This is a genomic window from Azospirillum sp. TSH100, assembly GCF_004923295.1.
Taxonomy (GTDB): Bacteria; Pseudomonadota; Alphaproteobacteria; order Azospirillales; family Azospirillaceae; genus Azospirillum.
The window spans coordinates 342962-363781 of sequence record NZ_CP039634.1; the positions used below are offsets into that span (position 1 = coordinate 342962).

The window sequence follows — 20820 nt, forward strand, 5'->3', positions numbered from 1 at the left end:
GATGAACGCCGCTCCCCTCCCCCGTGACGAGTCGGCCCCCGCCGGGTCCTCCCGCCGTATGGGCAGCGGGCGCTATTTCAACCGGGAATTCAACGCCGACACCATCAAGATCGGCCTCGGCCAGCAGGCGGTCAGCGACCGCCCCGATCTGATGATCGCGACGACGCTGGGGTCCTGCGTGGCGGCCTGCATCCACGATCCCGTCAGGGGAATCGGCGGCATGAACCATTTCATGCTGCCCGACCTGCCGGAAAGCGAACTGGAGGGCGCCGGCATGGCGGCGCGCTACGGCTCCGTCGCGATGGAACGGCTGATCAACGCCCTGCTCGCTGCGGGCGCCGAACGGCGGCGGTTGCAGGTCAAGCTGTTCGGCGGCGGCCGCGTCATCGACTCGAGCTATGACATCGGCGGCCTCAACAGCCGCTTCGCCCTGGACTATGTGCGAAGGGAGGGGCTGACCCTGACCGGCCATGATCTGGGCGGCGGCTCCGCCCGGCGTCTGCATTACTTTCCGCACAGCGGCCGTGCGTTGCGCCGCCTGCTGCGGCCGGAGGCGGCTGCCGAAACCGTGACCCGCGAACAGCGCTTCATCACCCACCTGAGCCAGACCCCCGAGGAGGGCGAGGTCGAACTGTTCACGCCCGCCGATCCGGGAGGGAGCTGACCGATGCCCAGACCGATCCGTGTCGTCATCGTCGACGACAGCGCCCTGATGCGCGAAATGCTGAAGGACATCCTGAGCCACGAGGCGGGGATGGAGGTGGCCGGCGTCGCGCGCGATCCGTTCGAGGCGCGCGAGGTCATCAAAGCCACGAACCCCGACGTCATCACGCTGGACGTCGAGATGCCGAAGATGGACGGGCTGTCCTTCCTGGAAAAGATCATGACCCTGCGGCCGACGCCGGTCATCATGGTCTCCTCCCTGACCCGCGAGGGCTCCGACGCCGCCATCCGGGCGCTGGAACTGGGCGCGGTGGACTGCGTCGCCAAACCCGGCGGTTCCGACGGCCACGGGTTCGAGGCGACGGCGATGGAACTGGTCTCCAAGATCCGCGTCGCCGCCACCGCGCGGCTGACCATGCGCCGACCGGCCGCCGTCCATGGCGTGCTGCCGACGCCGCGGCGCGCCGGATCGGGCAAGCGGCTGATCGCCATCGGCGCCTCGACCGGCGGGGTGGAGCGCATCCGCGACGTTCTGGCCGCGATGCCGGCCGACTGTCCGCCCATCGTCATCACCCAGCATATGGGGCCGAGCTACGTCCCCAGCTTCGCCGCCCGGCTCGACCGGCTGTCGGCCCCGACCGTGCGGGTGGCCGCCCATGGCGACCGGCCGGCCCAGGGGCTGGTGCTGATCGCCCCCGGCGACCGCCATCTTGCCATCGTCCGCGACACCGCCGGCTTCGTCTGCCACATCCAGGACACACCGGCGGTCAGCGGCCACCGTCCGTCCGTCGACGTGCTGTTCGCCTCCGTCGCCAAGGCGGCCGGCAACAACGCCGTCGGCGTCATCCTGTCCGGCATGGGCCGCGATGGCGCCATCGGCATGAAGGCGATGCATGAAGCCGGCGCCTTCACCATCGGCGAACAGGAATCGAGCTGCGTCGTCTATGGAATGCCGCGCGCCGCCAGGGAGGCCGGCGCGGTCGCGGTCGAACTGCCGCTCGCCCAAATCCCCGCCGAAATGCTGCGCGCCTTCGACGCTGTCGGCGAACGCCCCCGCACCGCCCCGACCTGAGCGGGCATCCGGACCCAGTTTCCCCGGGTCCAGTCTTTGCTGGGCAGAGTTTCCCCGGGGGAGAGTTTCCAAGGAGCACCAGTATGTTCAACCCCGCCACCCACGACGCCGTCCAGACCGGCCCCAAGAATGCCGCGCCCCGGGACGTCTCCGCGATGCCGGACGGCGCCGACAAGGTCGCGGTCACCGCGGAGCTTCTGTCGACCTGGCTGGGCTTCGCCGACGTTCAGCGTCGAACGCTCGACGTCGTGCAGGGAGAACTGACGCGCACCTCGGAGCATGTGGAGACCTCCACCCTCGACCTGTCGGAACGCTTCCGCGAACTGGCGCAGAAAGCGCTGGAACAGTCGGAACGGGTGGCCCAGATCGTCGCCATGGCCGGGACGGTCGATATCGATGGCGAACGGGTTCCGCTCGACACGCTGGTCGTCGGCATGCAGGACGTGATCACCGACATGGTGACCAACATCGTCACCCTCTCGCGCCATGCCATGAGCATGGTCTATCTGCTGGACGACGTGCAGAAGGATGTGGCCGAGCTGGAAAAGTCGATCGGAGACATCGACGGCATCAACCGGCAGACCAACTTCCTGGCGCTGAACGCCACCATCGAGGCCAGCCGTGCCGGCGAGGCCGGGCGGACCTTCGCCGTGGTGGCGCAGGAGGTGCGGCACCTCTCCCGCTCCACCGGCGAACTGGCGGAGCGCATGCGCAGCAAGGTCACGGCCGTGGTGAAGGGCGTGCGCAACGGTCACGACATCCTGCGCCAGATCGCCAACACCGACATGTCGCCGCAGATGCTGGCCAAGGAGCGCGTCGACAAGACAATGGACAGCCTGGTGTCGCAGACCACCCATTTCCAGTCAGTGCTTGAGACGGCGGCGTCGGTGTCGTCCGACATGTCCTCCACCATTGCCCATGTCATCACCGGCATGCAGTTCCAGGATCTGACCAAGCAGCGGATCGAGGCGATCAACGACAGCCTCGCCATCATGAGCGCCGGGCTGGGAGAGCTGGAAACCCGAATCCGCGCCCAGGTTCCCCCCGCCATCGGCGCGCGCGAGCCGCAGGAATGGCTGAACCAGCTGATGGGCCGCTTCACGCTGAGCGAGATGCGCGAGCGTTTCGTGCGCAAGCTGCTGCTGGAAGGCACGGCGCTGGATGAAAATGGCGTGCTCGACCTCGATGCCGCAGGGGGAGGCAGCGCGGGCGGTGATATTGAACTCTTCTAGAGTCCGTCCGGTGCTTCAACAAACACCAGACGGACTCCGGCTTTTGGATTTTTTCGTGTGATTCACGCTTCAAGCGATTCCGCTTGAAGCGATCACACTCTGGCGCGGTTTGCCTGCCGCCTGTACAATAATCCACCTTTGCGGAAAGACGGGCCTATGGATTACGGCATAGAAGTGCGCGATCAGGAGGCGGTCGTCCGCCTGCGCGGCCGCCTGACCTTCAACGACCACGCGAAGTTGCGGATCTTGATTGGCGAAATGGGGCAGAACAAGCTCAAGCGTCAGGTGCTTGACCTGTCGTCGCTCGAATTCGTCGATTCCGCCGGCATCGGCATGCTGCTGATCGCACGGGAGGAGATGGACCGCGTCGCCAAGCAGTTCATCCTGCGCGGTGCCGCCGGACAGGTCAAACGGGTGCTGACCGTCGCACAGATCGCCAAGATCGTCCCGATCGAGGACTGATCCCGGTGACGGACGGGACAGCCCAGGACACGGCGCCGGCCTCCAGCTGCCGCACCCGTTTCGCCGGCCTTCTGGCCCCGGGATTGCCGGCCGGGCCGCTGGACGGGCTGGCGCAGGCGCTGCGGCTGCCTGCGGCTGCGGAACCCGCCGGATCGGCGCCTCTGGTCGCCCTGCTCAGCGGACGTGCGACGGTCGCCGGCCCGGCCCCCGACGCGCTGTGGCTTCCCCCCGTCACGGCCTGGATCGAGCCGCCGGCCGGCATGGCTGCATCCGAACCGGTCCTCCAGTCGACCGCCCGGTTGGCCGGGATGCTGACGGAAGCGGCCGGCAACGACCTTTACCTGAACCTGACAACGGCCACAGCGCACGACCTCCAGCTTGGCGGACGGCTGCTGGCCGCGCTGAGCGCCCGCCACCCACTGATCGGCGACCGCCGCGACGATATGGAACTGGCTCTGCACGAGGCGGTCAGCAACGCGTTGGTCCATGGCAACCTGGGCGTCGACGGCATGAAGGAGCTGAGCGCGCAGGAGCTGGCACGCTTTTCCCGCGATCTGGGCGACCGGCTGGCCGACCCGGCGCTGGCGGCCCGCCGCATCGTCATCGCGATCCGGATCGACCCGGCGGAGGATGGCGGGCCGCTGGCAACGGTCGAGATCACCGACGAGGGTGCCGGCTTCACCCCGGGACCGCGCACCAACGCCGGCGCATCGGGACGCGGCCTGGACCTGATCGCCCACATCGCCGAAGGTCTGGAGATCGAGGACGGCGGCCGCCGCATTCGCATGAGGTTCCGGCTGTGACCGCAACGGACCTGCATGTCACCGAAACCGGGAGCTGGGAGCCGGTCCTTCCCGACTGCACCGTTCTGGACTGCCCGATCCTGGTGGTGGACGACACCGCCTTCAACCGCACGCTGATCGGCGCCTTCCTGGCCGAGGCCGGCTTCCGCCGGGTTTCCTTCGCCGCCGGCGGGCAGGAAGCGCTGGCGATGATCGAGGCCGCCCTCCCCGACCTGCTGATCCTCGACATCATGATGCCGGGAATGGACGGGTTCGAGGTCTGCCGCCGCCTGCGCGCCATGCCGGAGACGGCCGATTTGCCGATTCTGGTGCAGACCGCGCTGTCGTCGGGCGAGGACCGCAACCGCGCCTTCGCCGCCGGCACCACCGATCTGGTGTCGAAGCCGCTGGAACGCACGGAGCTGCTGGCCCGCGTGCGCATTCACCTGGAAGACCGGGTGCTGATCCGTCGCCTGCAGGCCTATCGCGCGCGGGTGGAGGCGGAGCTGTCGATCGCCCGGTCGATGCACGAACATCTGCTGCCGACCCCGGCGCAATGCGCCATCGTGGCCGCCGCCGCCGGCTGCCGGCTACGCGCCCACAGCGTGATCTCCCCCCATCTCGGCGGCGATCTGTGGGGGCTGCTGCCGCTGGGGGGGCGGCGCTTCGGCGTCTATCTGCTGAACGTTGCCGGCCGCGGCGTCTCGGCGGCGTTGAACGCCTTCCGGCTGCACACCCTTCTGCAGGAACTGGGTCCCGTCCACGGCGAGGATGCCGCCGCCCTGCTGACCGCGCTCAACGACCGCGCTGCCGGGCTGCTGGCACCGGGCGAGAAGGCAACCATGACCTATGGGGTGGTCGATGGCGCGGCCGGGCGTTTCATCCACGCCTCGGCCGACGGGGCGCCGCCGATGATCCTGAGCTGTGACGGCGGGCCGGCGTTCGGTTCGGCCACCGGCCTGCCGATCGGCATCGCGCCCGGTACCCGCTATCGCAGCGAAGTGATGACTCTGCCACCGGGCGGCGTTCTGGCGCTCTATTCCGTCGCGGTGCTGGAAGCGCTCGACGCCGGCGGGACCGGAATCGGGCTCGGCTGGATGATCGCCCGCGCGGTGGCGGAGGGCGAAGGCTTCGACGCCGTGGTCCGCTCGCTGGGCTTCGCTCTCGGTCAGGTCAGCGGCGACGACCACACGCTGCTGTGGATCGAACGGGAAGCGGCGGAATGAGCGGTTCCCCCTCGCCCGGCCTGCTGCCGATGGAGACGCGCCACGCCTTCGACGGGCTGGCCGGCGCCCGCGTGCTGATCGTCGACGACAACCGGATCAACCGGAATCTTCTGCTGGCCCTGCTGGAACGCGGCGGCATCTCCCTGATCGAACAGGCGGAGGACGGGCAGGACGCGCTGGACCTGATGGAACAGTTCAAGCCTGATCTCGTGCTGCTCGACCTGATGATGCCGCAGATGGACGGGTTCGAGATGTGCCGGCGCCTGCGCGCCGACCCGCGCTGGAAATCGCTGCCGGTCCTGGTGCAGTCCAGCCTGAACCGGGCGGAGGATCGCGCCCGTGCCTTCGCCGCCGGGGCGACCGACTATGTCGCCAAGCCGGTAAACGCGGTGGAGCTGCTGGCGCGCGTGCGTATCCAGCTTCGCAAGCGCGCCATGCTGCGCGATCTGGAACAGTATCACAGCCGTACGGAAAGCGAACTGGAGCTGGCCCGTGCCATGCAGGCCCGGATGTTGCCCGGTCCCGACCGGCTGGCGGAACTGGAGGAGGCGACCGGCATCGCCGTCCAGGCCCACTTCGCGCCCTCCTCCGAACTGGGCGGCGACTTCTGGGGGGTCGAGCGGCTGCCCGACGGTCGGGTCGCCGTCTATCTGGTCGATTTCTCCGGTCATGGCGTCGGCGCTGCGCTGAACACCTTCAGGCTGGATGCCATCTGCCGCCAGATCGGCAGCACGGACCTGACACCGGCGGAATTTCTGGGAGCGGTGAACCGCCGGCTCTGCAGCCTGCTGCCCAGCGGCCAGTTCGCCACCATGCTGACCGGCCTGATCGACCCGGCGGCCGGACTGTTCCATTACGCCTCGGCCGGATCGACGGCGCCGATGATGTGGTGTCCCGGAGACGAGGCGCCCTGCCTGGGCGACGGCAGCGGCCTGCCGCTCGGCCTTCTGCCGGCGGCCGCTTACGACAGCCGGCGGCTGCCGATGCCGCCCGGCGCCAGGCTGTTCCTCTATTCCGACGCTGCCATCGAAATCCCGATCGGCGGCGGGGAGAGCCACGAGGTTCTCGACGAATACGGCCTTGCCACCCTGCTCGCCCGCCGCCTGCACGAGCCTGACGATGCAGACCTGCTGTCCGGCCTGCTCGACGACCTGAGCGCGACCGGGCCCATTGACGACGATCTGACGGCACTGCTGCTGACGCGGCGGCGGTGAGGGATCGGGGCGGCGGGTCCGACACTTGGAAAATACCGCACTCCTGAAAGCAAAAAGGCCGCCCCCCGAGGGAGCGGCCTTTCGCGTTCGGCAGGAGCCGACCGATCAGCGCGAGTAGAACTCGATGACCAGGTTCGGTTCCATCTGGACCGGGTACGGAACGTCGGCCAGCAGCGGGGCGCGGACGAAGCGGCCCTTCAGGGCGCTGCCGTCGACTTCCAGGTAGTCGGGGATGTCACGCTCGCCGGAAGCGGAAGCTTCCAGGATCAGCGCCATCTGCTTGGACTTGGCGCGCACCTCGACGGTGTCGTTGTCCTTGATGCGGGCCGACGCGATGTTCAGGCGGCGGCCGTTGACCAGGATGTGGCCGTGGTTGATCAGCTGACGCGCGGCGAACGGCGTCGGCGCGAACTTCATGCGGTAGACCACGGCGTCCAGACGACGCTCCAGCAGGCCGATCAGGTTCTCGCCGGTGTCGCCCTTGCGGCGGACGGCCTCGGCATAGATGCGGCGGAACTGCTTCTCGCCGATGTTGCCGTAGTAGCCCTTCAGCTTCTGCTTGGCCATCAGCTGCAGACCGTAGTCCGACGGCTTCTTGCGGCGCTGGCCATGCTGGCCCGGGCCATACTCGCGCTTGTTCAGCGGGCTCTTGGCACGGCCCCACAGGTTGACGCCAAGGCGGCGGTCGATCTTGTACTTGGACTCTTGACGCTTGCTCATAACTCTCACGCCTCGTTGGACACGAGTTGATGTTGTCCCGGTAGTTCCGTCCGCCCTGTTCAGGCGGCGGACGGGGCGTCAAAGATTGCGCGCGCCCGCTTTCCCAGGAGGTGAAGGCGCGCACAATACCCATTAGCGCGGCCGAGTCAAGCCCAACGGCATATCCGGAGCCCCCTTGCATGCTCCACCCTTTTGCGGTCCCCTTCCCGGCAGCGCGGGCAGCAGGCGGGAATGACGCGATGGAAAGGGTTGAGTGCGTGGTCGTCGGGGCAGGCGTGGTCGGGCTGGCGGTGGCGCGCCGGCTGGCGCGGGCCGGGCGCGAGGTGATTGTTCTGGAGGCGGCCGACGCCGTCGGGACCGGCACCAGCTCGCGCAACTCCGAAGTCATCCATGCCGGCATCTACTACCCCACCGGCAGCCTGCGCGCCCGGCTGTGCGTGCCCGGCCGCGATGCCCTCTATGAATACTGCGCCGCCCATGGGGTGGAGCATCGCCGCGTCGGCAAGCTGATCGTCGCGACGGAGGAGTCCCACTTGCCGAGGCTTGCGGCGATCCGCGCCCAGGCCGCCGCCAACGGCGTGATCGACCTGACGGAGGTCGACGCCGCCACCGCGCAAGGCTGGGAACCCAACCTGCGCACCGTCGGCGCCCTGCTGTCGCCCTCCACCGGCATCGTCGACAGCCACGGGCTGATGCTGGCCCTGCTGGGGGACGCGGAGGCGGCCGGGGCGATGCTGGCGCTGCTCAGCCCGCTGCTGCGCTCCCACCGCGGCGCCGGCGGTTTCGAGCTGGAGGTTGGTGGGGTGGAACCGATGCGCATCGCCTGCACCACGCTGGTCAATGCCGCCGGCCTGGGCGCCTGGGCCGTTGCCCGCGGGTTGGAGGGGCTGGATGCCACCCATGTGCCGCCACGCGTGCTGGCGAAGGGCAACTACTATGCGCTGGCCGCCGGCCGCTCGCCCTTCTCGCGGCTGGTCTATCCGGTGCCGGTGGAGGGCGGGCTGGGCGTCCACCTGACGCTGGACCTCGCCGGACAGGCCCGCTTCGGTCCCGACGTGGAGTGGCTGGGCGATCCGGAGGGTGCTATCGATTATGCCGTCGATCCCGCCCGTGCCGACTCCTTCTATAGCGCCGTGCGCGCCTACTGGCCGGGACTGCCGGACGGCGCGCTGGTGCCGGCCTATTCCGGCGTCCGCCCGAAGCTGAGCGGGCCGGGACAGCCGCAGGCCGACTTCCTGATCCAGGGGCCGGGCACCCATGGGGTAGACGGTCTGGTCAACCTGTTCGGCATTGAATCGCCGGGCCTGACCTCCTGCCTCGCCATCGCCGACGCGGTGGCGGTGGAGCTTGGCGAAATGCCCGAGATACTTGCCTGAGATCATTAACCAATCCTGAGACGCACAGGGTTCTTGACCGCGGCCGCGGCTCTCCCAATCTATAGACATGGCGGCGCCGGCCGATGCTGGGCCGCCGATCCGCCGGGCGCCGGAAACGGGCCCATCTTCCGCAACTCGCTCCCGTCGTGAGGAGGATGCGTCGTGACGACTCGCCTTTCGCTCTTCAACAGCCCGCTGCTGCTCGGCTTCGACCAATTCGAGCGGACGCTCGACCGGATCGCCAAGAATTCGGCCGAAGGCTACCCCCCCTACAACATCGAGCAGATCGGCGATGACGGCCTGCGCATCACGCTCGCCGTTGCCGGCTTCACCTCCGAGGACCTGTCGGTCCAGATCGAGGACAACCAGCTCGTCATCCGCGGCCGCCAGACCGATGACAAGTCGCGCGTCTACCTGCACCGCGGCATCGCCGCGCGGCAGTTCCAGCGCAGCTTCGTCCTGGCCGAAGGGATAGAGGTGGTTGGCTGCTCGCTCGACAACGGGCTGCTGAACATCGACCTGACCCGCCCGATGCCGGAGCCGAAGGTCCGCACAATCAAGATCGAGCAGCCGAAGAAGACCGCCGCCGGCGCGATGCCCCGCACCATCGACGTGTCCGCCGACGGCCGGGACGACTGATCCCTCTCCTTTTCCTTCCCAAGAGAGTCCGCACACGCGGCCGCCCATGACGGGGAGCCGCCGGGAGACCATGACCATGATGAACGACACCCACAGCCAGCTGCGCCAGCTGTCGACCCAGGATTTCGCCAGCTTCGGCCTGGGCGACGTCGCCTATGTCCGTCCGGTCGAGATGGACGGCACCACCGCCTTCGCCATTCATGCCGCCGACGGCACGCCGCTGAGCGTCGTTGCCGACCGCGAACTGGCCTTCGCCGCCATCGTGCAGAACGACATGGAGCCGGTCAGCGTGCATTGACCGCCCGCCGCGGCCTGCCATGCGGCAATCCGCCACATCTCACTCCTTGTCAGCCCTGACTCCTGTTGTAAGGTGCGCTCTGCGATAATCGGCGGCACAGGACGCGAAGAAAGCATTGGGAGACGGTCGGTTGGACGGTGGGGCAAGCGATACGGCGGCGGATGCGAAATCCGCCGCCGACACGGAACAGCGCAAGGCTTGGGACGACGAGGCACGCGACTCCCTTCACATCCTGCCCCTGTCGGCGATCCCGCTGGAAACGCCCGGTCTTCAGCACGCCCGCCTGATCAAGAATGTCCGGCTGCAGACGGTGGTGGAGATGTTCCGCGACGCCCAGGCCGGCAGCGGCCAGGTGTCCCCCCGCCACATCCCCTCCTATTTCGAGTCCTACAAGGACGAGGTCGAGCGCGACCTCGTCAAGCTGGAGAAGATCGGCGCCGCCTCCAGCTTCGACGTCTATTCCTCGCGGATCGAGCTGCGGCGGCTGAACATCGACGTCAACAACGTCGAATCGTTGACCCTGTCCGACCGCAAGAAGGCCGAGCTGACCAGCTACATGCGGGTCTTCACCCGGCCGCTGATGGAATATGTCTATGGCACGGAGGAGCTTCAGGTCTCAGACGTGACCGACATCATCCAGCTGTTCGCCAACCCAAACCGGGACGAGGCCCTGCGCAACCTGCGCATGATGGCCGACCGGTTGGACATCGGCCTGAACGAAATCCCGAAATTCCTTGAGGAATATGGCGACATCTTCCTGTCGCTGGCCTATTTCCGCAAATGCCTGGACGAGATCGTGCCGGAGGTCCAGCGCTTCGTCGGCTGGATGGGCGAAATCCGCAGCTCCGCCGAGGTCAAGCGCGATTCCCGCCAGATGCGCCTGCTCGACGAGATCGCCCGCGACCTGACCGACATCTCGACCTCCATCACCGGACGGTTCGAGAGCTTCGACAACCGGTCGAAGGATTTCTGGAGCGACATCAACGCCGACACCTTCCGCTCGATCCGCGAACTGATCTCGTCCCACCATGTCACCATCGGCGGAGTGCTGTGCGGTCTGGCGGTGAAGATGAACCTGTGGAAGCACCGCTTCGCCCGCGGCGGCGGCGGTCCCAACCGCCGCATGGAATTCGTTAAGTCGGAGATCCTGCCCGGCCTGTCGCACATCAAGGCGCTGGAACAGTCGGCGCGGACGGGACACCTATAGGCGCGCCCCCTGTTCACCAAACGCCCGTCAATCCATCGACAGCATCTTGCCCACGCCGTTGTCCAGCAGGATGGTGGCGAACAGCGTCAGGATCGGGACCAGGAACATCAGTCCGATAACGCAGCGGACGACCAGATCCTTGCGCCGGGCGGAGCGGCAGAGTGGGCAGTCGTTGGGGCCATGCCCGTAATCGGACCCACAATAGGGACAGGCGGTGGTGTCGACCATGGCAGACGGGCTTTCAGAACGGGCCGGCGGCCCAGGAACCGACCTTATTCTGCTCCCGGCCATAGCCGAACCGTCATGAAATCCCTGTCATAATTAAGGCTTTTTTCCGGCCGTTCATTTTGTCGGCCGCTCAGGCCGCCCGTTCCAGCGCGACCAGCCCGGCAACGCTTTGGCCGAACTGCCCGACAAAGCGCTCGCGGTCGGCGCCGGCCAGGGTGAATGTGACATGCAGGCGGCCGGCACCGCCGCGGTCCAGCGCCCGCACCACGGCAGGCACCGGCTCCACCCCCGGCAGGGCGATGCGCAGCGCGGCCCCTTCCGCCAACCCGGCCCATGCCTCCTGCGGAATGGCGCTCAGCTGGGCGCCGCCTTCGGAGGCATTGTCGACCGTCACCGGCAGGTCACGCCCGCCGACCATCAGCCGGCCGGGACGGTTCAGAGGATAGCGCGGCGCGGAGCGACGATTCACCTCCGGCGTCGCCGTACGGATCGCCTCGATCAGCACGCGGCGGAGCTGGTCGATGCTGGCGGCGACGCGGACGGACAGGGCATTGACCTCGCTGGCGCGCTCGCCGGTGGCGGTCGCCTCCTGCGAGACGGCGGCGATGCGGGTCGCCACCTCCTGTGCAGCGTTGGAAGTCTGGACGACGTTGCGGGCGATCTCGCCGGTCGCCGCCTCCTGCTCCTCGATGGCGGCGGCGACGGTGGCCGACACGGTTTCGACGCCGCGCACCCGATCGGCGATGGCACGCACCGCGTTCACCGCTTCCGCCGTGGTCGCCTGGATGGCGGCGATCTGGCTTTCGATCTCGTCGGTGGCCCGCGCGGTCTGACCGGCCAGCTGCTTCACCTCGCTCGCCACGACGGCAAAGCCCTTCCCCGCTTCGCCGGCACGGGCCGCCTCGATCGTGGCGTTCAACGCCAGCAGGTTGGTTTGGCCGGCGACGTCATTGATCAGGTTGGTCACTTCGCCGATGCGGGTCACCGCCTCGGCAAGACGCTGGATGGTCTCCTCCGCCCGGACCGAGGCGTCGACGGCATCGCCGGTCATCGTGGTGGCGGTGCCGATCTGGGTCGCGATCTCGCGGATGGAGGCGCTGAGCTGTTCCGACGCGGCGGCCACGGTCTGGGCGTTCGACAACGCCTGGGTGGCGGCGGCGGCGACATTCTGGCTGTTGTCGCTGACAGCCTGCGCCGATTCGGCCATGCGGGTGGCGTTGCCGGCCATCTGGCTGGTCTGGCTGGCCACCACGTCGACGGCGTTCGACGCCTCGGTCTCCACCGTTTCGGCCATGCGCAGCAGGGCGGCCTGCTTCTCGCGCTCCGACCGTTCGCGCTCCTCGTCGCGCAGGCGGCGCAGGCGCTCGGCCTCCTCCGCATTCTCCTTGAAGACGCGCAGGGCCTGCGCCATCGCCCCGATCTCGTCGCCACGGTCGGCACTGGGGATGGCGACGGTCAGGTCGCCCTGCGCCAGCGTCCGCATCGCCACCGTCAGTTCGCCCACTGGCCTGACCACCCGGCGCCGGATGCCGAAGACGCCCAGAACCACCACCACCAGAACCAGGGCGGAAACGCCCCATACGGCGGTCATGAACAGGGTCTCGCGGCCGGCGGCATAAACCTCCGTCTCGCTGTTGTAGCGGTTGGCGTCCTCGACGATGCGGTCGACGACGGCGCGGTGCGCTGCATAGGCCTCGGCGATGACCGCGTAGGAGGCACGGGCCGCCGCTTCGTCCTTGCGGGCCAGCGCCGGCAGGAACTTCGTCTCCACCTCGGTCCAGAAGCGCATCACCGGAGCGTGCGAGGTCCGGGTCAACTCGGCGAGAAGGGACGGCTCGAAGCTCTCCTTCAGCCAGTATTCATGGCGATCGTCATAGTCCTTGCGCAATTGCGCCAGCCGCGCCCGGCGCTGATCGGCCGATGCGGGGTCGTTCATCGCCAGCGTCGCCTCCAGATAGGCTTCGATCACATATTCCGGCGGCGGCAGGATATCGGCGATCAGATCCTTGCCCAATACGATACGCTGGTAGATCGGTCCACCCACCTTCAGCTCGCGGATCGCCAGCGCCCCGGTGATGACCACCGCCAGGAAACCCAGCGTCACCAGCACACCGAAAAGGTTGGTGAGCGCGGCGATCCGGAGGTTTTTCAGCATCGTGCAACCCCTTGCGCAAAGACGACAGCATAAGGTTGCTTCTCAAAATAAGGCTAATATGACAAGCAAAAAAATTGCCTGATTATCGGCCGAAACATAAATGATGTTTCGTTATGCGCCTTGCTCGCGAAATGGGCAGAGTCTGCGCAAGGACCAACCAAAGTGCCGGAGCCGATCTCAGGTCAAGACCAAGGTGCCGACCCAGCCGACCAGGGCCAAAATCACCAGCATCACCAGCAACGCGACGATGACCGCGTTGGTGCGGCGAATCGACCGGCAGCGCGGGCATCCTTCCTCGGCGGCGGGATAGCGGTGGGCACAACGATCGCAGCGGACGGTCTGTCCGGTTGCCGTCTGGCCGGTTGCTGTATGGTCAGTCATCGGCGGGTTCCATCTGATCAACAAGGCTTTCAGACGGCATGGATAGCACGCCGGGGCCCCTGCATCCATCGGCCGGCGGCGCGTCAATCCGCTGCGGTCGTCTCGACCGGCGGCACCGCGCGCAGTTCGGTGGCCTGCAGGCGTCGCGGGCTGTGGTCCAGGGGTTCCAGCAGCGGCATCTCCGCCCCGTCGGGCGCGGCGTGCAGGTCGCGGAAGCGGCGGGCGCTGACCAGCACCCGCGATTCCAGCGTGCCGACCGCGCTGTTGTAACAGCCCACCGCCTTGTCCAGCTGCCCGCCCAGCCTCTCCATATGGCCGCCCAGGTCGGACAGCCGCTTGTAAAGTTCGGCGCCCAGCGCACTGATTTCGCGGGCATTGTCGGCCAGCCGCTCCTGCCGCCAGCCATAGGCGACGGCGCGCAGCAGCGCGATCAGCGTGGTCGGGGTCGCCAGGATCACGCGATGGTCGATGCCGGCCTCGATCAGCGCCGGATCCTGCTCAAGCGCCGCCGAGAAGAAGTTCTCGCCGGGCAGGAACAGCACGACGAATTCCGGGCTGTCGTCGAACTGGTCCCAATAGCCCTTGGTGCCGAGCTGCTTCATGTGATCGCGCACATGGCGGGCATGGCGGGCCATGCCGTCGCGTCGCGCCCCGTCGTCGGCCGCCTGGACGCCGTCCAGATAGCCTTCCAGCGGCGTCTTGGCATCGACCACGATGGTCTTGCCGCCGGGCAGCGTGACGATCAGGTCGGGCCGCAGGCGTCCGGCATCCACCGACACCTGCTCGACGAAGTCGCAATGGTCGAGCATGCCCGCTATCTCGCAGACCCGGCGCAGCTGGATTTCGCCCCAGCGTCCGCGTGCCGCCGGGGTGCGCAGCGCGCGGACGAGGTTGCCGGTTTCCGCCCTCAGCGCGCTTTGGGTCTCCACCAGCGACAGCACCTGCTGCTTCAGCCCCTCGTAGGCGCCGGCCCGCGTGCTCTCCAACTCACGGATCTGGCGGTCCATCGCTTCCAGCGTCAGACGCACCGGGTCGACGATGGCGGCGATGGCGGTCTGGCGCTTGTCCAGATCCCCCTTCGCCTGCTCCTGGAAGCCGGCCAGCGTCTCCCGCGCCAGATCGAGGAAGCTGCGGTTGTTCTGGTGCAGCGCTTCCGCCGACAGGGCCTTGAAGCTGTCGGCCAGCGCCGCCTGGGCGCGTTCCAGCAGTGCCATCTTCTCGGCCGCCGCCGTCCGCTCGGCCTCCAGCCGGGTGGACAGCTGGGCGTGACGTTCGCGGGCGTCGGCGACCTCGCCATGCAGGCGGGCGATCTGATGGTCGCGCGCCTCGATCTCGTCACGCAGGTCGTCCTCGGTCCGTTCGGCGAGGTCGAGGCGGGTGGCGAACTCGGCATGCAGGGCGGCTGCCGCAGCCTCCGTCCGGCCGGCGGCTGCACGCAGCACAGCCCAGGCGACGGCGGCGCCCAGCAGCAGCCCGGCCGCAAGCCCGATCCCCAGCGATGCGCCGTCCACCACCATCCCGTTGACCAGGAACTGCGTCACCCCAAATCCCCTCATCGCTGGAATGGGCACAGCCTATCGGAACGAATCAAGAATTGGAACAGGGCGCGAACGCTCGAAGGCGAACGGCGGGCAGCCCGGCTCGCGCTTTCTCCGCTTGCCCAACCAAGGATACGGCGCCATATCGGAGGCTATGCCGAACGACACGCTCCCCGACGACAAGTCCCCCGATTGCGGCCCGAACTGCGGCGGCCCGCGCATTCGCGCCATCCCGCCGGGCGAGGACCGCGAACGGCTGCTATGCCCCGATTGCGGCTATATCGCCTATCAGAACCCGCTGATCGTGGTGGGGGCGGTGGCGACCTGGGAAGATGGCCGCATCCTGCTCTGCCGCCGCGCCATCGAGCCGCGCAAGGGCTATTGGACCCTGCCCGCCGGCTATATGGAGGAGCGCGAAAGCACCCGCGAGGGCGCCGCCCGCGAAGCCTGGGAGGAGGCGCGGGCGCGCATCGACATCGACCATCTGCTGGCGATCTACGACATCCCGCGCATCAGCCAGGTGCAGATGATTTTCCGCGCCCGCCTGCTGTCCCCCGACGTGGAGCCCGGCCCGGAAAGCCTGGAGGTCGGTCTGTTCGCCTGGAAGGACATTCCCTGGGCCGAACTGGCCTTCCCCACCGTCGTCTGGGCGCTGCGCGAACATCACGAGCGGTTGGGTCGCTCCGACTGCGCCCCGGCGGTCAACCCGACGCCCGATGCGTTGGCGCGGTGGGAAAAGATGCTCTAAGGGGCAAGACTTACCTCCCCTCCACCGGAAACTTCGCCACCAACTCCTGCTCCGCCCCGTCGCGCCGGATGGTCAGCGGCAGCCAGGTGCCCGGGGCCTGACGGCGGATCACCGCCACCAGATCGGCGGGTGCGCGGACCGGCGTGCCGGCGGCGACCAGGATGCGGTCGCCGGTGCGCAGGCCAGCCACCGCAGCCACGCTGCCGCTGCTGACCGTCCCCACCGTGATGCCCTCCGGCCCGGGCTCCAGCTGCACGCCCAGTTTCGGCCGCTGCGGCTCCGCATCCTCCCGCGCCAGCCCCAGCCCGAACACGGCGTCGGCGATGCGGCCGTCCAGGTCATCGCAATCACGGTCGGCATCCCAGGGCAGCAGAATGGCGGAGTCAACGATGCCGAGATCGGCCAACTGGTGCGGGACGCCGTCGCGGCGGGCGACATGCCCCTCCCCCAGGATGCCAACCACGCTGCGGCCGGTGGTGCGGCGGGTCTCGGCGATCTTCTCCGCCATCGCACGGTCCCAGACGCCCTGCGCCTCGATGAAGCGCTTGGCCGCACTGTCGGGAGAATCGGCGGGAGCGGTGGAACGGGCCTCGGAGCGGTCGTGTGCCGCCAGCGTCTCGGTCAGGCGGTTGCGGTAGGCCTCCGTCGGAGCGGCCGGATTGCCGACGCCCTCGCGCTCGGCCTCCGGGATTGCGGCCCAGCCGTTGCGGGCGGTGCGGCCGATCAGCGAGCGCTCCACATTCAGCGCCACCACCGGCAGCCGGTGCAGACGGGCGAATTGCAGGATCGGCAGGTAGAATTGCGGGTCGAAGCCCCAGACCGTGCGCCAGTCCGTCGCTTTCAGGAACTCGCCCTCCGTCATCTCCCCCGCCACCCAGCGGTCGAGCACCGGCTGCAACCGGCGCGGCAGCATTTCCATGCCGACGGCAAGCTCGGGGTTCAACGCATGCAGGCCAGCCAGGGTGTGGAGTTGCCAGCGATGATGGTCCGCCCTGTCATGCTGCTCCCCCAGCAGGATCACCGGCGCGTCCGCAACACGGCGCAGCAGCGGGACCGGCTCCACCGCGGCACCGGTGCCGTCTGCCCAGACACCGGGCGGCACGCAGGCGACGCGCTCGGGCTCCGCCGCCCAACCGGCCGAGGTGGCCAGGGACAGCGCGGCGAAAGTCAGCAGGGTGAAGCGGCGGCGAAGACGCGGCGTGACGGGACGGAAGGGCTGGCGCGGCAAGGGCTGGCTCCGTCGGTACGGGGATTCGCCAAGGTTGGCGCTGCCGGGCGCAACGTCAATGGACAAGGCCGGCTATTGCGTCGTTCGGCCGCGGCACAGACCGTTCCCGGGTGCCGACCGCTGGCTCGATATACTGCCGGATGACAGGCGGTGCCGCGCCGGTTAGGATCGCCACAGGCGGTGGACCAGCGGCGGACGAGGGGCCTTCGATGCCCCCGCCCGGAACTCCCGAGGCCGCTCCCAGGGCATCCGCTTTCCCCGCCGACCGCAATCATTCGTGAAGCGCAGCCCCATGCCGCACCGCAAAGTCGTCATTCTCACCGGCGCCAGCCGGGGTATCGGCCACGCCACCGTCACCCGGTTCAGCAACGAAGGCTGGCGCGTGATCTCCTGCTCGCGGGAGGATGTGCCGGCCCATTGCCGCCGCGATCCCAACTGGACGCACCACATCCCGGCCGACCTGTCGGATCCCGCCAGCCGCGCCGCCTTCGTCGAGGAGGCGAACAAGGCGCTGGACGGCGCGCCGCTGCACGCCCTGATCAACAACGCCGGCATCTCGCCCAAGACGCCGATCAAGGAGCGGCTCGGCTGCCTGAACGGCTCCATCGAGGGCTGGCACCGGGTGTTCGAGCTGAATTTCTTCGCCGCCCTGGTCCTGGCGCGCGGCTTCGCCGCCCCGCTGTCGCGGGCGAAGGGGGCGATCGTCAACGTCACCTCCATCGCCGGCCATTCGGTGCATCCCTTCGCCGGCTCGGCCTATTCGACCTCGAAGGCTGCACTGTCCGGCCTGACCCGCGAAATGGCGGTGGAATTCGCGGAGATCGGCGTCCGCGTCAACGCCGTCGCCCCAGGCGAGATCGAAACCGCCATGACCGGCCCGGAATACGACGTGCTGATCCCGCGCATCCCGCTGAAGCGGATGGGCACGCCGGAGGATGTCGCGGCGGTGATCTTCTACCTGTGCGGCCCGGACTCGGCCTATGTGACGGGGACCGAAACCTTCATCACCGGCGGGCAGCATCTGTTCTGAAGGAAATCTGTTCTCAAGACAATCGGGAGCGGGGTGCAGCAAAGCCCCGCTCCCGGTTGCCCGCCTATTTCCCTGCCCGCCAGGCGATCAGCCGCCGCGCGGCCTCGGCGATCGTCGCCTCCGACCCGGCGAAGCTGAAGCGCAGGAAGCGCCGTCCGCGGGCGGTGTCGAAATCGATGCCGGGGGTGCAGGCGATGCCCGTTTCCTCCAGGATCCGCTTCGCCAGCGCCTCGCTGTCGTCGGTCATCTCCGACACGTCGGCATAGATGTAGAAGGCGCCATCGGCCGGGGCCATTTTGGTGAAGCCGGCCTTCGGCAGCTCCTCCAGCAGCAGCGCCCGGTTGCGGGCATAGCGGGCGACATGGCCGTCCAGCTCCTCGGTGCAGTCGAAGGCGGCGACCGCCGAGACCTGACTGAGGGTCGGGGCCGAGATGAACAGGTTCTGCGCCAGACATTCGACCGAGCGCAGCAAATCGTCCGGCACGATCATCCAGCCCAGCCGCCAGCCGGTCATCGAGAAATATTTGGAGAAGCTGTTGACCACCAGCGCCTGATCATTCACTTCGGCCGCGGTGACCGCGTCGGTGCCATAGGTCAGGCCGTGGTAGATCTCGTCCGACACCATACGCACGCCGTTGGCCCGGCACCAGTCGGACAGGGCGGTCAACTCCTCCCGGCTCAGCATCGTGCCGGTCGGGTTGGCCGGGCTGGCGACGATCAGCCCCTGCACCGGCTCGTCCAACGCCTCCAGCAGTTGGATGGTCGGCTGGAAGCGATGCTCCGGCCCGGTCGGCAGCTCAACCGGGACCACCCCGGCGGCGGTCAGCGTGTGGCGATAGGCCGGATAGCTGGGCGACGCCATCGCCACCCGGTCGCCCGGATCAAACGCGGCGAGGAAACCCAGCTGGAAGGCGCCCGACGACCCGGTGGTGACGACCACGCGGCGCTCCGGCACCTCGACGCCATAGCGGTCCTTGTACCATTTGGCGATGGCCGCGCGCAGCGGCGGGATGCCGAGCGCGCCGGTGTAGCCCAGCGGGTCCGTCCCGACCACCGCGGTGGCCGCCGCCTGCACCACGCCCTTCGGCGCCCCGCTGGAGGGCTGGCCCACCTCCATATGCAGGACCTCCAGACCGGCGGCCTCGCGCTCGGCGGCGGCGCGCATCACCTCCATCACGAAGAAGGGCGGGATGGCCCCCCGCTTGGAAACCTTGGGCTGCTTGCTCATGATCGTCCGTCTCTGACTCAATCTTCTGGGCGGGCCGCTCTCGCAGCTCACTCCCGCTGGCGTTCGCTTTCCACGGTCAGCGCAAGGCCGCTGGAGCGCTGGTCGCTCGCCGTCTGGCAATAGCGGATCCCGTTCTCGGTCGACACCCGGCAACCGACGAAGCTGACTCGGCCGGGAATGGATTGCGGACGGGCGGCCAGAATCTGCGGGGCGGTGGACGTCTCCTCCAGACCGGACGGAAGCGCCACCGACAGCAGCGCCGCCGGGCCGGCGGCCGGGCCGTCGTCGCCGTTGGCGGTGCCGACTCCCGCGAACAGGGTACGGCCGATGATGGAGTTGGCGATCAGCGCCGGCGCGCCGAAACCGCCGCGGTCCACGCCCTGGGCCACCAGCATGCCGGTGCCGGGGATGCCGCGGCCGGTGCCGAAAGGCGCACCCTGGGTGAAGGCACAGGCAGCGCCATTCTCGTCCGGATCGATCACCATCACCCCGGCACCGGCGGCCGTCGGACCCTTGCCGGTGGCGCCCAGCAGCTGGGCGGCGCGGGTGGCCCGCTCGGCCGGCGGCAGCGACGCCACCGCCTTCCAGGCCTGGACCAGGGCGGCGCCGGCTTCCGGCTCGCCCAGGTCGGGCACATGCAGGTCGGTGATGTCGAAGGGCACGGTCAGCGTGCCGCCGACGCGCGGCTGGTAAGCGCGCAGCTGCGCCGGGTCGATGCCGGTGCCCTGGGCGACCGTCGCGGCGAGCGGCCCGCTGTAGAAGGCGCCCACCCCCTGGCGGCGCAGCACCGACAGGGTCGCCGCCAGTTCCGGCTGGCCGACCACCGCGCCGACAGTTGGGGTGCCACTGCCAAGGAAGCGGCGGCGCGTGTCCGAGTCGGGCGCCAGCCGGCCGCCGAAGGCGCCAAAATCCTGCACCAGCGCACGGCTGAGGCCGGGGGAGAACTGGGCCAGCTGTTCGGCCGGAGCGACGACTTGTTCCCACCGCATCTTGCCGGTGGCTGACTGGACGGCATACAGGCCACGCGCCATCGCTGGCATGGCGACCCCGCCGGCACCGGCCGGGCGCGGCAGGAAATCGACGGTGCGGGCCTTCTTCGACGCGGCGTCGAAAAGCACGCAGACGCCGCCGCCGGCCAGCCCGACGCGTGACGGCAGGCTGGCGGTCATCGCCAGCGCCATCGCCGCGACCGCGTCGCCGGCCTTGCCACCCTGGGCGATGATGTCGCGCCCGACGCCGGCGGCATAGGGTTCGTCGGCGACAACGAAGCTCTGCACGGTGGCGTCGGTCTTGAACTTGGTGTTGACGCAGCCCGGCAGCAGTGATGCAGCTATGGCAACCGCGCCCAACCGTCGCCAGATTTGCAAGCGAGTGTGTCGCGGCCCGGAGTTCC

General features: G+C 68.6%; 20 protein-coding genes and 1 pseudogene. 13 read left to right on the forward strand and 8 right to left on the reverse strand.

Translation table 11 applies throughout. The annotated features are described in order from the left end of the window. The first annotated feature begins 1 nt into the window (after nucleotide 1). The 7 genes and pseudogenes from E6C72_RS01715 to E6C72_RS01745 all read left to right on the forward strand — a co-directional run bounded on the left by E6C72_RS01715 (nucleotide 2) and on the right by E6C72_RS01745 (nucleotide 6651). Complete coding sequence (locus E6C72_RS01715; RefSeq protein WP_109443105.1) at nucleotides 2-664, forward strand: chemotaxis protein; 663 nt, start codon at nucleotides 2-4, stop codon at nucleotides 662-664. Between the two features lie 3 nt (nucleotides 665-667). Further along, nucleotides 668-1735: a chemotaxis response regulator protein-glutamate methylesterase gene (locus tag E6C72_RS01720; RefSeq protein WP_109443106.1), complete on the forward strand. Its 1068-nt coding sequence runs from the start codon at nucleotides 668-670 to the stop codon at nucleotides 1733-1735. 551 nt (nucleotides 1736-2286) lie between these two features. Further along, nucleotides 2287-2967: pseudogene (locus tag E6C72_RS32685) on the forward strand (methyl-accepting chemotaxis protein); the annotation flags it as partial. Between the two features lie 156 nt (nucleotides 2968-3123). Beyond that, nucleotides 3124-3429: an STAS domain-containing protein gene (locus E6C72_RS01730; protein ID WP_109443108.1), complete on the forward strand. Its 306-nt coding sequence runs from the start codon at nucleotides 3124-3126 to the stop codon at nucleotides 3427-3429. Between the two features lie 5 nt (nucleotides 3430-3434). Next, complete coding sequence (locus E6C72_RS01735; protein WP_109443109.1) at nucleotides 3435-4232, forward strand: ATP-binding protein; 798 nt, start codon at nucleotides 3435-3437, stop codon at nucleotides 4230-4232. Then, entirely contained in the window at nucleotides 4229-5437 is a 1209-nt protein-coding gene (locus tag E6C72_RS32590) for a response regulator (RefSeq protein ID WP_109443110.1), read from the forward strand. The genes E6C72_RS01735 and E6C72_RS32590 overlap by 4 nt, the downstream gene beginning before the upstream one ends. Continuing rightward, a complete protein-coding gene (locus E6C72_RS01745; RefSeq protein ID WP_247875954.1) occupies nucleotides 5434-6651 on the forward strand; it encodes a PP2C family protein-serine/threonine phosphatase in 1218 nt (405 codons plus the stop codon). Before E6C72_RS32590 ends, E6C72_RS01745 begins: the two co-directional genes overlap by 4 nt. Before the next feature lie 105 nt (nucleotides 6652-6756). Here the strand turns inward: E6C72_RS01745 and rpsD are convergent, their stop codons facing one another. Continuing rightward, on the reverse strand, nucleotides 6757-7371 hold the full coding sequence (gene rpsD / locus E6C72_RS01750) for a 30S ribosomal protein S4 (protein WP_109443111.1): 615 nt from the start codon (nucleotides 7369-7371) through the stop codon (nucleotides 6757-6759). A 239-nt stretch (nucleotides 7372-7610) separates the two neighbouring features. On the opposite strand from rpsD, the gene E6C72_RS01755 reads away from it, so the two are divergent. The 4 genes from E6C72_RS01755 to E6C72_RS01770 all read left to right on the forward strand — a co-directional run bounded on the left by E6C72_RS01755 (nucleotide 7611) and on the right by E6C72_RS01770 (nucleotide 10891). After that, nucleotides 7611-8747 (forward strand): NAD(P)/FAD-dependent oxidoreductase, encoded by a 1137-nt coding sequence (locus tag E6C72_RS01755; RefSeq protein WP_109443112.1) that lies wholly within the window; start codon nucleotides 7611-7613, stop codon nucleotides 8745-8747. Nucleotides 8748-8909: 162 nt separating this feature from the next. After that, on the forward strand, nucleotides 8910-9386 hold the full coding sequence (locus tag E6C72_RS01760) for an Hsp20 family protein (protein ID WP_109443113.1): 477 nt from the start codon (nucleotides 8910-8912) through the stop codon (nucleotides 9384-9386). 76 nt (nucleotides 9387-9462) lie between these two features. Beyond that, nucleotides 9463-9684: a DUF1150 family protein gene (locus E6C72_RS01765; protein WP_109443270.1), complete on the forward strand. Its 222-nt coding sequence runs from the start codon at nucleotides 9463-9465 to the stop codon at nucleotides 9682-9684. Nucleotides 9685-9814: 130 nt separating this feature from the next. Next, complete coding sequence (locus tag E6C72_RS01770; RefSeq protein ID WP_109443114.1) at nucleotides 9815-10891, forward strand: hypothetical protein; 1077 nt, start codon at nucleotides 9815-9817, stop codon at nucleotides 10889-10891. A 27-nt stretch (nucleotides 10892-10918) separates the two neighbouring features. On the opposite strand, the gene E6C72_RS01775 is transcribed toward E6C72_RS01770, so the two are convergent. The 4 genes from E6C72_RS01775 to rmuC form a co-directional block, all read right to left on the reverse strand. Then, complete coding sequence (locus E6C72_RS01775) at nucleotides 10919-11119, reverse strand: hypothetical protein (protein WP_247875955.1); 201 nt, start codon at nucleotides 11117-11119, stop codon at nucleotides 10919-10921. A gap of 130 nt (nucleotides 11120-11249) precedes the next feature. Then, nucleotides 11250-13274 carry a methyl-accepting chemotaxis protein gene (locus E6C72_RS01780; protein WP_109443115.1) on the reverse strand — a complete coding sequence of 675 codons (2025 nt, stop codon included), beginning with the start codon at nucleotides 13272-13274 and terminating at the stop codon, nucleotides 11250-11252. Between the two features lie 177 nt (nucleotides 13275-13451). After that, entirely contained in the window at nucleotides 13452-13655 is a 204-nt protein-coding gene (locus tag E6C72_RS01785) for a hypothetical protein (RefSeq protein ID WP_109443116.1), read from the reverse strand. An 83-nt stretch (nucleotides 13656-13738) separates the two neighbouring features. Continuing rightward, nucleotides 13739-15196, reverse strand: coding sequence for a DNA recombination protein RmuC (gene rmuC / locus E6C72_RS01790; RefSeq protein ID WP_247875956.1), 1458 nt, complete (start codon nucleotides 15194-15196; stop codon nucleotides 13739-13741). 151 nt (nucleotides 15197-15347) lie between these two features. On the opposite strand from rmuC, the gene E6C72_RS01795 reads away from it, so the two are divergent. After that, complete coding sequence (locus E6C72_RS01795) at nucleotides 15348-15941, forward strand: NUDIX hydrolase (RefSeq protein WP_109443117.1); 594 nt, start codon at nucleotides 15348-15350, stop codon at nucleotides 15939-15941. A gap of 10 nt (nucleotides 15942-15951) precedes the next feature. Here E6C72_RS01795 and E6C72_RS01800 read toward each other — a convergent pair whose 3' ends face one another. Beyond that, a complete protein-coding gene (locus E6C72_RS01800; protein ID WP_247875957.1) occupies nucleotides 15952-17169 on the reverse strand; it encodes a ChaN family lipoprotein in 1218 nt (405 codons plus the stop codon). A 292-nt stretch (nucleotides 17170-17461) separates the two neighbouring features. On the opposite strand from E6C72_RS01800, the gene E6C72_RS01805 reads away from it, so the two are divergent. Beyond that, nucleotides 17462-18199 carry an SDR family NAD(P)-dependent oxidoreductase gene (locus tag E6C72_RS01805; protein WP_098739178.1) on the forward strand — a complete coding sequence of 246 codons (738 nt, stop codon included), beginning with the start codon at nucleotides 17462-17464 and terminating at the stop codon, nucleotides 18197-18199. Between the two features lie 64 nt (nucleotides 18200-18263). Here E6C72_RS01805 and E6C72_RS01810 read toward each other — a convergent pair whose 3' ends face one another. Next, complete coding sequence (locus tag E6C72_RS01810; protein ID WP_109443118.1) at nucleotides 18264-19427, reverse strand: pyridoxal phosphate-dependent aminotransferase; 1164 nt, start codon at nucleotides 19425-19427, stop codon at nucleotides 18264-18266. 47 nt (nucleotides 19428-19474) lie between these two features. Next, on the reverse strand, nucleotides 19475-20794 hold the full coding sequence (locus E6C72_RS01815) for a gamma-glutamyltransferase (protein WP_247875958.1): 1320 nt from the start codon (nucleotides 20792-20794) through the stop codon (nucleotides 19475-19477). Nucleotides 20795-20820 lie beyond the last annotated feature (26 nt).

Coding starts and splice junctions, on each gene's coding strand:
- E6C72_RS01780 (WP_109443115.1), bottom strand. CDS start 13,274: ATGCTGAAAAACCTCCGGATCGCCGCGCTCACCAACCTTTTCGGTGTG.
- E6C72_RS01755 (WP_109443112.1), top strand. CDS start 7,611: ATGGAAAGGGTTGAGTGCGTGGTCGTCGGGGCAGGCGTGGTCGGGCTG.
- E6C72_RS01785 (WP_109443116.1), bottom strand. CDS start 13,655: ATGACTGACCATACAGCAACCGGCCAGACGGCAACCGGACAGACCGTC.
- E6C72_RS01720 (WP_109443106.1), top strand. CDS start 668: ATGCCCAGACCGATCCGTGTCGTCATCGTCGACGACAGCGCCCTGATG.
- E6C72_RS01715 (WP_109443105.1), top strand. CDS start 2: ATGAACGCCGCTCCCCTCCCCCGTGACGAGTCGGCCCCCGCCGGGTCC.
- E6C72_RS01775 (WP_247875955.1), bottom strand. CDS start 11,119: ATGGTCGACACCACCGCCTGTCCCTATTGTGGGTCCGATTACGGGCAT.
- E6C72_RS01765 (WP_109443270.1), top strand. CDS start 9,463: ATGATGAACGACACCCACAGCCAGCTGCGCCAGCTGTCGACCCAGGAT.
- E6C72_RS01730 (WP_109443108.1), top strand. CDS start 3,124: ATGGATTACGGCATAGAAGTGCGCGATCAGGAGGCGGTCGTCCGCCTG.
- E6C72_RS01745 (WP_247875954.1), top strand. CDS start 5,434: ATGAGCGGTTCCCCCTCGCCCGGCCTGCTGCCGATGGAGACGCGCCAC.
- rpsD (WP_109443111.1), bottom strand. CDS start 7,371: ATGAGCAAGCGTCAAGAGTCCAAGTACAAGATCGACCGCCGCCTTGGC.
- E6C72_RS01805 (WP_098739178.1), top strand. CDS start 17,462: ATGCCGCACCGCAAAGTCGTCATTCTCACCGGCGCCAGCCGGGGTATC.
- E6C72_RS01795 (WP_109443117.1), top strand. CDS start 15,348: ATGCCGAACGACACGCTCCCCGACGACAAGTCCCCCGATTGCGGCCCG.
- E6C72_RS01810 (WP_109443118.1), bottom strand. CDS start 19,427: ATGAGCAAGCAGCCCAAGGTTTCCAAGCGGGGGGCCATCCCGCCCTTC.